This window comes from Kribbella catacumbae DSM 19601, from assembly GCF_000372465.1.
Taxonomy (GTDB): Bacteria; Actinomycetota; Actinomycetes; order Propionibacteriales; family Kribbellaceae; genus Kribbella; species Kribbella catacumbae.
In genome coordinates, this window is record NZ_AQUZ01000027.1 from 114,380 (window position 1) to 123,444 (window position 9,065).

Here is a 9,065-nt window from a genome sequence, read left to right on the forward strand (position 1 = left end):
CGACTATGCCAGGAAAATAAGCCAACAGGTGGCGTCTTTTCTTTCTACGGTCGCCCCATGAGCGTTGTCGAACAAGCAGCTGTTGTCGTGGAAGACCTGTGCATGACCTACCGGGCACCGATCCGGGGCGCCGGGTGGAGGGAGACGCTGAGCTCGGTCTTCAATCGGCGCTATCGGGAGGTGCCCGCCGTACAGAACGTCTCTTTCGCGCTCGCTCCTGGTGAGGTCGTCGGCTTCATCGGTCCCAACGGCGCCGGCAAGACGACGACGATGAAGATCCTGTCCGGCCTGCTGCACGCCACCTCCGGCCAGGTTCAGGTGCTTGGCTACTCGCCGTGGCAGCGCCGGTCGGCCTTCCTGCGCCGGATCGCCTTCATTCGCGGCAGCCAGCCTGTCGGTGGGTCGCAGGAGCTCACCGTGCTCGACACGCTGCAGTACCAGCGCTTGCTGTACGAGGTACCGCTGGCCGAGTACCGGCGGAACCTCGATGAACTCACCGAGCTGCTCGAGCTCGAAGATCTGCTGCAGCGGCAGCTCAGGGCACTGAGCCTGGGCGAGAAGATGCGGGCCGGCCTCGCCCTTTCACTGCTGTACCGGCCGCAGGTGATGTTCCTCGACGAGCCGACGCTCGGCCTCGACGTCACGGGCGCGACCACGATGCGTCGCTTCGTTGCCGAGTACGCCGAACAGACGGGCGCGACGGTGCTCCTGACCAGCCACTACATGGCGGATGTCGCCTCGCTCTGTCCGCGCCTGGTGCTGATCGACAACGGCAAGGTGCAGTACGACGGGCAACTCGACGAGCTCGCAGCCAAGCTCTCGCCGTACAAGCTCGTCCGGCTGACCGCACCGAACGCCGACGAGGCACGTCTTCGAGAGGCAGGCGAACTCATCGAAGCTTCGAACGGAACCTGGGTTCTTCGAGTCCCCCGCGAGGATGTCGCCCGGACCACAGCCCGGCTGCTCACCGAGCTGGATGTCGCCGATCTCGCCGTCGAAGAGGCTCCACTCGACGTGGTCATCGACAAGGCGTACCGGGAAGGCGTCGGATGACCGCCCCTGCGGCGGCGTACGGCCGTCCCGCTCGGGTGCTGCTTTTGATCGCGCTGCGGATCCGCCTGGAAGTGCTCGAGTGGTCCGGCACCTGGTGGTTTCTCTTCACCCTCGTCATCCAAGCGGTCCTGGGGCCGCTCATCGGCATGTTCGTCTGGTCCGCGGTGTATCCCGCGGATTCCTCCATCGCGACGTACTACGTTGCGCTGCTGCTGGTCACGGTGATGACAGAGTCGTTCGAGCAGTTCACCTTCTCCGAAAAGATCTACGACGGGACGATCAGCCACGACCTGCTGAGGCCGCAGCCCGTCGTCATCACCACGATCGGCACCAACATCGCCATCCGGATCTGGCTGACGGTGATGGGAATTCCGATCGCTGTGCTGGCCGCGTTCGCCTTCGGAGTCTCCCTGACCTGGGCCGCCGCCCTGTCAGCTCTCCCGGTCTTCGTACTCGGTGCCACCCTCAGCTTCTGCTGGATCTACACGCTGTCCCTCACCGCGTTCTGGACCGAACGGGTGCATTCGATCGTGGGATTCGGATGGACCCTGAACTCACTACTGGGCGGCACCATCGCACCTCTGGCATTCCTCCCAGGGCCTTTGCAGGACATCGCACGGGTCCTGCCGTTCTACGGCATGCTTGGCCTGCCGGCGGACGTCGCCGCCGGCCGCGTTCACGGCCTGCCCCCGGTCCTCACCGGACTCGCCTACCAAGCCGCGTGGATCGCGGTACTGGTCACCTCTGCCGTCCTGCTGTGGCGGGCCGGCATCCGTCGATACACGGTGGTGGGCGCATGAGACTCCTCAGACTCTTCGGCGCAGGGTTCAGCAGATCCGCGCAAGCCGGCCTCGCTTTCCGGATCAATCTGCTCTTCGACATCGTCCTGTCGATCATCGGCCTCTTCGCGACCCTCGCCACCGTCTTCATCGTGTATGCCCGGACCGACTCGCTGGCCGGCTGGACCGAAACAGAAACCTACGTGTTGATCGGCACGTTCCAACTGCTCAGCAGCCTGAAGAACACCTTCATCGACCCCAACCTGTCCTGGTTCCCGGAGAACGGCATCCGCCAAGGCAAGCTCGACACCTTCCTGCTCCAGCCCGCGCCAACCCTCTACCTCGCCAGTCTGGCAAGGTCAAACCCCTTGGCTCTCGTCCAGTTCGCTCTCGGGGTCGCCGTCATCGCAGTCGGCATCAGCCACCACGGACAACTACCAACACCCGGCGCCTTCCTGGCCTGGACCATGACGCTCGTAGCCGCGCTCACCGTCACCTGGGCCATGGGAGTACTACTAGCATGCCTCGCCTTCTGGGCACCGCGCCTGCAACTCGACGTCTTCTACGGTTCGGCATGGGAGCTCGCCCGCTACCCCACCGACATCTACCGCCGCCCCCTTCGCCTCGTACTCACCTACCTCTTCCCGCTAACCCTCATCGCCACCATCCCAACCAACACCCTCCTCAACGGACCACGCCTACTGGTCCTTGCACCAACCGTCGCCGGAGCCGCATTCACCTGTCTCCTCGCGATCACCTGCTGGCGCCTAGGCCTACGCCGCTACACCGGAGCAACTTCCTGAAAACCCCTCGGCGTACAGGCAGGATCCTTGAAGAAATCCCTCCGGGGGTGTCGGATCGGTGCAGCGGTGTTCGTAGCAGGGGTGAGAGGCTGCCCCCGAGAGGCGTCCCAAGAGGCACAGGAGATGAGCCGAGATGCGGTATCTGGTTTCCGTGATCGATGACAAGAGCAATCCCGGCAGCACGGACAGGCAGCCTGCCATCAGCGTGTTCAACGAACGGCTGATCGCCGAGGGCTACTGGGTTTTCGCGGGCGGGCTCGCAGACACCGACGCGGCCACGGTCATCGACAACCGGGGCGAGCAGGCGATCCTCACCGACGGCCCCTTCATCGAGTCCAAGGAGTACCTCGCCGGCGTCTGGGTGTGGGAGGCCCCCGACCTGGATATGGCGCTCAAGCTCGCCACCGAGGCGTCGAAGGTCTGCGATCGCAAGATCGAGGTGCGGCCGTTCCAGTGAGCGACGCCGAAGAGGCGATCACCCGGGCCCACCACGAGGAGTGGGCCCGGGTGGTCGCCACGCTGACCAGGCGGTTCGGTGACCTCGACATCGCCGAGGAGGCGGCCGGCGAGGCGTTCGCGATCGCCGTCGAGCGGTGGCCGGCGGACGGCGTACCGCCCAACCCCGGCGGCTGGCTGACCACCACCGCCAACCGCAAAGCCATCGACCGGCTCCGGCGAGAGACAAAGCGCGACGACAGGCACAAGGAGGCCCAGATGTTGTACGACGACAATCCGCCCGAGCCTCTTGGTGCCATCGACGACGACCGGCTCCGGCTGATCTTCACCTGCTGTCACCCTGCGCTCGCGATGGAGACCCGCGTAGCGCTGACGCTGCGCATGGTCGGCGGCCTGACCGTGCCCGAGATCGCCCGCGCCTTCCTGGTGCAGGAGACCGCCATGAGTCAGCGGATCACCCGCGCGAAGGCCAAGATCAAGGCGGCTCGCATCCCCTACCGGGTGCCGTCCGCGGAGGATCTCCCGGGACGCGTCTCCGGCGTGCTCGCCGTCCTCTTCCTTGTCTTCAATGAGGGCTACCTGGCGACCGGCCCCGACACCGATCCCGTACGCCATGAGCTGACCGCCGAGGCGATCCGGCTCACTCGCCTGATCCGTGCCCTCGTACCGGGGAACGGTGAAGTGGCCGGGCTGCTGGCGCTGATGCTTCTCACCGAGGCCCGCCGCCCCGCCCGGGTGTCCGCGACCGGCGAACTGGTCACCCTCGGCGAGCAGGATCGTGGCGCCTGGGACGCGGCCATGATCGCCGAAGGGCATCGGCTGGTACGCGAGCGCCTGGCCGCCGGGGTGGCTCCGGGGCGCTACCAGATCCTCGCAGCGATCAACGCCGTGCACACCTTCGCCCACGACGTACGCGACACCGACTGGTCGCAGATCGTTGCCCTGTACAACCAACTCGTCCGCCTGGACTCGTCGGCGATCGTGGCCCTCAACCGGGCCATCGCGGTCGCCGAGCTCGACGGCGCGGAGGTGGCGCTGGCGGCCGTCGACCGTCTCGAGGACAGGTTGGCCGGCTACCACGCGTACCACGCGACGCGCGCCGACTTGCTGCGCCGGCTGGGTCGCAGCCAGGACTCGCGTACGGCGTACGACAAAGCCATCGAACTAGCGGGCAACACCGCCGAGACCGCCCACCTCACCCGCCGCCGCGACCAACTGGCGTAGTACCTGACGCACAGTACGTCGAACGGAATAGTCTGTTGGCATGACCGATCGAGGGATGCAGGAGTTGGCGCTGCTGTTGCTGACCGCGCTCGCGAACGGGTCTCGGCACGGCTATGCGATTGCCCAGGAGGTCAAGGCCATCACGGATGGCCGGGTGGCGCCGCGCACCGGGGCGCTGTACGGGGCGTTGGACAGGCTGCTGGCGGAGGGCCTGATCCAGGTGGAGCGTGAGGAGGTGGTGGGCGGCAGGGCACGCCGGATCTTCGCGCTCACCCCCACCGGGCGAGAGCGCCTGGAGGCGGAGGCGGAGAGGCTGGCCGCCACTGCCCGCGAGGTACGACGGCGCCTGGGCACAGCGCCGGCGACATGAGCCCAGCCCTTCTCCGGCTGTACCCGGCCGCCTATCGAGCCGCCTACGGACGCGAGATCCTCGACGTCCATCGTGAAATGACCATCGGCCTGCCGCGCGCGGCCCGGCTGCGCGCGGACGCCGACCTGGTCGCACACGCTCTGCGGGTTCGCCTGGGGCTCGACTCGGCGTCACCCGGCGGGCGCTTCTTCGCGCTCGCGGCACCGTTCGCCCTCGGGGTCGCGGCGGCGTACAGCGGGATTCACTTGATGAAGTGGTACGCCGGAGTCGCGATCTCGCCAGGGTCGACGTGGAGCCATCTTGCAACCACGGATGGTCGGCAAGGGCTGAATGTGCTGTTTCTGGTGCTGGCCTGCGCCGGTGCGATCGTCGCTCTGCTCGGGCGATGGACGCCGGGTGTTGTCCTGGTCGTGTCCGGATTGCTGGCTTTCGCCGCACAGTGGACCGTCGCGCCAGCCCTCTATGGCGACGGGCCGTTCGAGCCGATCGCGGCGGCACTGACCGCCGCCGTCGTACTCGCCTGTCCCCCGGACCGACGTGGTGACAGGCGGCTGTCGGCGGCGGCCGGAGCAATGGCGGCCGTTGCGTGGTTCCCCGTCGCCCTTGTCCAGACGCGCGGGTTCGTCGTGAGTACGGAGTACGGCGTCTGGCCGCTGCTGACTGTCGCCTTCACCGGCGCCGTCCTGGTCCTGCACACCCGACTGTCGGACCTGCGCGGGATAGGCGCGATCGCTGCGGCCTCCCCGCTCGTCCTCGCCCACGCCTACACGTACGGTTGGCTATAGTCCGCTCAAGTGAGTATTCTCTGCAGCGTACTATCCACCTGCCGAGAAGGTCGCCGACATGCCGTTCACCCTGGCTCACCCCGCCGCGGTGCTGCCGCTCATGCGCCGGCCCTTCGTCCCGGCAGCTCTGGTCGCAGGCTCGATGACACCTGACGTCCCGTACTTCCTGACCGCGGCCGGCCTCACCTCGACCAGCGCCGGGGACTGGTACGGGCCGCTCCTCAACGCGACCCACACCCACTCACTCAGCGGCCTTCCGATTGCCCTCCTGTACGCCGTCGGCCTGGTGACCAGCTACTGGATGGTCCGGGCACCCCTCACGGCGCTACTCCCGCCCGGCCTGGGCCTCCCGGAACCCGAGCGCCCAACGAGCCTGCCCCGGTACGCCGTATGGCTGCTGCTGTCAGCCCTCATCGGTGTCGCCACCCACGTTCTCTGGGACGCCTTCACTGACACCGACCTCTTGCCCATGCCGCGACTGCTGCAGTACGCGAGCACGGCTTTCGGTCTGGCCGCCGTCAGCTGGTTCCTCTGGAAGCGTCGCGCTCAACTCCGCAGTCACCAAGCAACCCTCGGCGCCTTCACCCGGCGGCTGGTGATAGCCCTGCTGATCGCGGCTCCAGTGCTGGGCGGCGTCGCTCTCGCCCCGAGTGACTACGACAACTACAGCACCGTGACGGAGGTGGACTACAGCCACCCGATCACCGTTGACGAAGGCAACGGTGTGACCAGCACGAGCTACCCCACCACGACGAAACCAGCTCCTTGGAGCACTGTCGCCGAGGGCGTCCTAACCGGAGCGGCAAAGCGAGCAGGCGCCTCGCTCGCAATCGCCCTACTCCTGTACGCCGCCGCCTGGCAACTCACCACTGCCTCACAACGCGCACGTCGCCCTGTCCGCTAACCCCGACCCATCCCACCCTGCCCCCGACGGCCAACGCGCTCCAGCGACCAATCGGTGTGCTCCACCCCGCCCCGCGGGCATCGCCCCCTGGTAGAGCAAGGGGCGAACCCCACACCGAGGGGCGAAGCCTCCTGAGTACGGGTAACCCCCACTCAGGCCAGGCACCGAAGACCCGGGCGCGCAGAAGTCGGCGGCTGCGGACCGCCACCACTACACAACCCGAGCCCAACGCCTCGACACGCCGAGGGCAAGCGTTTGCAGGTGAGGTTTGATAGTGCTGGCCGCCCGCCCTAAGCCCGCCAGGGCATGTGCTGCAGCGTCCAGGTATTGCCGTCCGGGTCGGCGAACCACGCGTAGAACACACCACCCGTGTCCTCCACCGGCGCGACGTCGACCCCACGCCCGATCAGCTCCGCGCGAGCAGCCTCGATATCGGCGACGACGAGGTGGAGTCCGCGCAAGGAACCGGCCGGCATGTCCACGTTCGGCAGTCCCTTGCTCAACGTGATCGAGCAGTACGACCCCGGCGGCGTCAACTGAACAACCCGAACCCCCTCAGCCGGCGCGACGTCGACATCAAGGCTGAACCCAGCCTGCTCGATGTAGAACGCCTTCGCCCGGTCGATGTCACTGACCGGCACCAGAACAAGTTCCAACAGGAACGTCCCAGGACGAACCGCTGCCGTCGGATTAGCTGTCATCAGAAAGCCTTTCTAGAACCTTGTCTCCCGCTAACAACAGCAACGTCGGAACAGAGCTGCGGATCTCGACATGGGCCACGTGTTCCATTGGGCTGCGAGGCGGTGGAGGCCCTCGGCGAGGAGGGTTGGGGGGCGGCAAAGGAGATTCGAAGCCAGTTGTCGAGGGCGTCCTGGCAGCTGAAGGTTGGGCCGGCGAAGATGTCTACTCCGGCGCGGCCGGCGCGTTCGGCGTACGCCGTCGCCGACTGGCCTGCGGGGAGCTCGATCCAGAGGGATGCGCCACCGGCGGGGACGATCGGTCGCCAGTCGGGCAACTCCTCGGCGAGGAACTGGAGGGTGAACTCGCGCGCGACGCTCAGGTTGCGCGGCGATAGGCCCAAGCCTCGGCCGCCCGGTCGAGCAGCCGGGCGGTGACGACCTGGGCGGGGATCGACATCTTCAGCTCCCTTGACGACCGCGAGGCGTTCGACTAGGCGCCGGTCGGCCCGGAGCCAACCGACTCGGAGGCCACCCCAGAACGCCTTGCTGGCCGAGCCGAGCGACGCCGTCGGGTCCACTCGGTACGCCGATCAGCTTGCGCCGACACCACGCAGTACCTCGATCGCGCCGCGGAACGTGGGTTCTTCCACGACGACTGTGCCGCCCGGTTCGACCAGGCCTCGGCGACGATCTGCATCGCCTGCTGTGCTCCGCGGGTCACGAGGATCTGTCCTGGGTCCGTCGGCAAGCCGAGAGGCGAGTAGTAGTTGGCCACCGCAGTTCGCAAGATCGGCAGGCCGCGAGGAACGTAGCCTTGGGATGTCGCCGACGGCGAGTTCCGCCTCCTCGGCGAAGGCACCCTCGACCTGGACGAACTCTTCGCCACCTTGCACACCATCAACTACACCGGCTGGCTATGCGTCGACGAGGAAACCAGCGCCGACCTACTAGACGCGATGGAGTTGTCGCTACGGTACGTCCGGCAACGCGTGGGCTAACTCGGTCCGGGCACACACCTGGCAGCCAGACCAGGTGACGACAGACTTCAGCGGCCGGCCCGGACCTCCAGCCCATCAATACTCCGCTCCCCGCCGACCCTTCGTGCTCACGCCCTCACCCCTGACCACCCCTTTGATGGCCTGGACGTCCGCACCCCGGGACGGACGCAAGCGACACCCCGGTACTCCGACCGCCGGGTCGCCGCCGCTCACGGATGTCCACCGGCTACCTGGTACGACTGATGCATGGAGCATCGCTGGCCGATTGTGGTGACTGGGCTACCGGGCACGGGCAAGTCGACGCTGGCCGATCGATTGGCCCGAGAGATCGCCGCGCCCGCGTTCGCCGGCGACTGGTTGCTGGGGGCAATGAAGCCGCATGATGCACTGCGCGGACTGGATCGACCGAAAATGCTCGCCATGTACTACGACCTGCTGGGAACGCTTGTCGCGCGGCCGTTGATGCTCGGGCAGTCGGCGATCGTCGATTGCCTGGTCTCCGAAGAGATCGTGGCGCGCTGGCGAGAACTCGCCGAACACCACAGTGCGCGATTGCGTGTGGTGGAGTGCGTTTGCTCGGACGAGCTCGAGCACCGACGGCGGCTCGAGGGCCGGCGCAGAGAAATCCCGGGCTGGCACGAGGTCGACTGGGCCCACGTCGAGCGAATGCGAGCGGAGTACCCACCGCTCAGCTCGCCCGATCTCCTCCTCGACGCCATCGATCCCATCGACTCGAACCTCGACAAGATCCGTCACCGCATCCCGACGACCTGAGACAGTAAGCCTACAGCTTTCCGGCGTTTCCTGGATGTGAGGTTTCCCCTTGTGGATAAGGGGATTCAGGCCCGGAAACTGTCGGCGGCCTCGTCTAGCCTTAGCGGTATGGACGATCGTGCAGCNGTGTTGATGAGCGGCAGCGAACTGCTGTCGGCTTACGACGCCGTGCATGAGCAGGTCGCCGCGTTGGAGGCCTACGGGGCGGAGTTGCTGGGCCGGATGGAGGAGACCGGTCA

The 9,065-nt window shown here is 66.9% G+C and carries 11 protein-coding genes; 10 read left to right on the top strand and 1 reads right to left on the bottom strand.

Annotation, left to right across the window (positions count from 1 at the left end; all coding sequences use genetic code 11):
* Nucleotides 1-57 precede the first annotated feature (57 nt).
* The 8 genes from A3ES_RS0126065 to A3ES_RS0126100 all read left to right on the top strand — a co-directional run bounded on the left by A3ES_RS0126065 (nucleotide 58) and on the right by A3ES_RS0126100 (nucleotide 6,374).
* The gene (locus A3ES_RS0126065) at nucleotides 58-1,053 is read left to right on the top strand and encodes an ABC transporter ATP-binding protein (RefSeq protein ID WP_040455547.1); all 996 of its coding nucleotides are present in this window, start codon (nucleotides 58-60) and stop codon (nucleotides 1,051-1,053) included.
* The gene (locus A3ES_RS0126070; RefSeq protein WP_020389792.1) at nucleotides 1,050-1,853 is read left to right on the top strand and encodes an ABC transporter permease; all 804 of its coding nucleotides are present in this window, start codon (nucleotides 1,050-1,052) and stop codon (nucleotides 1,851-1,853) included. The genes A3ES_RS0126065 and A3ES_RS0126070 overlap by 4 nt, the downstream gene beginning before the upstream one ends.
* Nucleotides 1,850-2,635 (top strand): ABC transporter permease, encoded by a 786-nt coding sequence (locus A3ES_RS0126075; protein ID WP_020389793.1) that lies wholly within the window; start codon nucleotides 1,850-1,852, stop codon nucleotides 2,633-2,635. The genes A3ES_RS0126070 and A3ES_RS0126075 overlap by 4 nt, the downstream gene beginning before the upstream one ends.
* A gap of 133 nt (nucleotides 2,636-2,768) precedes the next feature.
* The gene (locus A3ES_RS0126080; protein WP_020389794.1) at nucleotides 2,769-3,092 is read left to right on the top strand and encodes a YciI family protein; all 324 of its coding nucleotides are present in this window, start codon (nucleotides 2,769-2,771) and stop codon (nucleotides 3,090-3,092) included.
* On the top strand, nucleotides 3,089-4,315 hold the full coding sequence (locus A3ES_RS0126085) for an RNA polymerase sigma factor (protein WP_020389795.1): 1,227 nt from the start codon (nucleotides 3,089-3,091) through the stop codon (nucleotides 4,313-4,315). The genes A3ES_RS0126080 and A3ES_RS0126085 overlap by 4 nt, the downstream gene beginning before the upstream one ends.
* 40 nt (nucleotides 4,316-4,355) lie before the next feature.
* Nucleotides 4,356-4,685: a PadR family transcriptional regulator gene (locus tag A3ES_RS0126090; RefSeq protein WP_026163201.1), complete on the top strand. Its 330-nt coding sequence runs from the start codon at nucleotides 4,356-4,358 to the stop codon at nucleotides 4,683-4,685.
* A complete protein-coding gene (locus tag A3ES_RS51570; protein WP_020389797.1) occupies nucleotides 4,682-5,470 on the top strand; it encodes a hypothetical protein in 789 nt (262 codons plus the stop codon). Before A3ES_RS0126090 ends, A3ES_RS51570 begins: the two co-directional genes overlap by 4 nt.
* A 58-nt stretch (nucleotides 5,471-5,528) precedes the next feature.
* Complete coding sequence (locus tag A3ES_RS0126100; protein ID WP_020389798.1) at nucleotides 5,529-6,374, top strand: DUF4184 family protein; 846 nt, start codon at nucleotides 5,529-5,531, stop codon at nucleotides 6,372-6,374.
* A 290-nt stretch (nucleotides 6,375-6,664) separates the two neighbouring features.
* Here the strand turns inward: A3ES_RS0126100 and A3ES_RS0126105 are convergent, their stop codons facing one another.
* Entirely contained in the window at nucleotides 6,665-7,075 is a 411-nt protein-coding gene (locus tag A3ES_RS0126105; protein ID WP_051084812.1) for a VOC family protein, read from the bottom strand.
* 125 nt (nucleotides 7,076-7,200) lie between these two features.
* On the opposite strand from A3ES_RS0126105, the gene A3ES_RS54310 reads away from it, so the two are divergent.
* Together A3ES_RS54310 and A3ES_RS48490 are read left to right on the top strand one after the other, a co-directional pair.
* Complete coding sequence (locus A3ES_RS54310) at nucleotides 7,201-7,449, top strand: hypothetical protein (protein ID WP_157630757.1); 249 nt, start codon at nucleotides 7,201-7,203, stop codon at nucleotides 7,447-7,449.
* 849 nt (nucleotides 7,450-8,298) lie between these two features.
* Nucleotides 8,299-8,826, top strand: a complete 528-nt coding sequence (locus tag A3ES_RS48490; protein WP_020389802.1) for a P-loop nucleotide/nucleoside kinase family protein — start codon at nucleotides 8,299-8,301, stop codon at nucleotides 8,824-8,826.
* Nucleotides 8,827-9,065 lie beyond the last annotated feature (239 nt).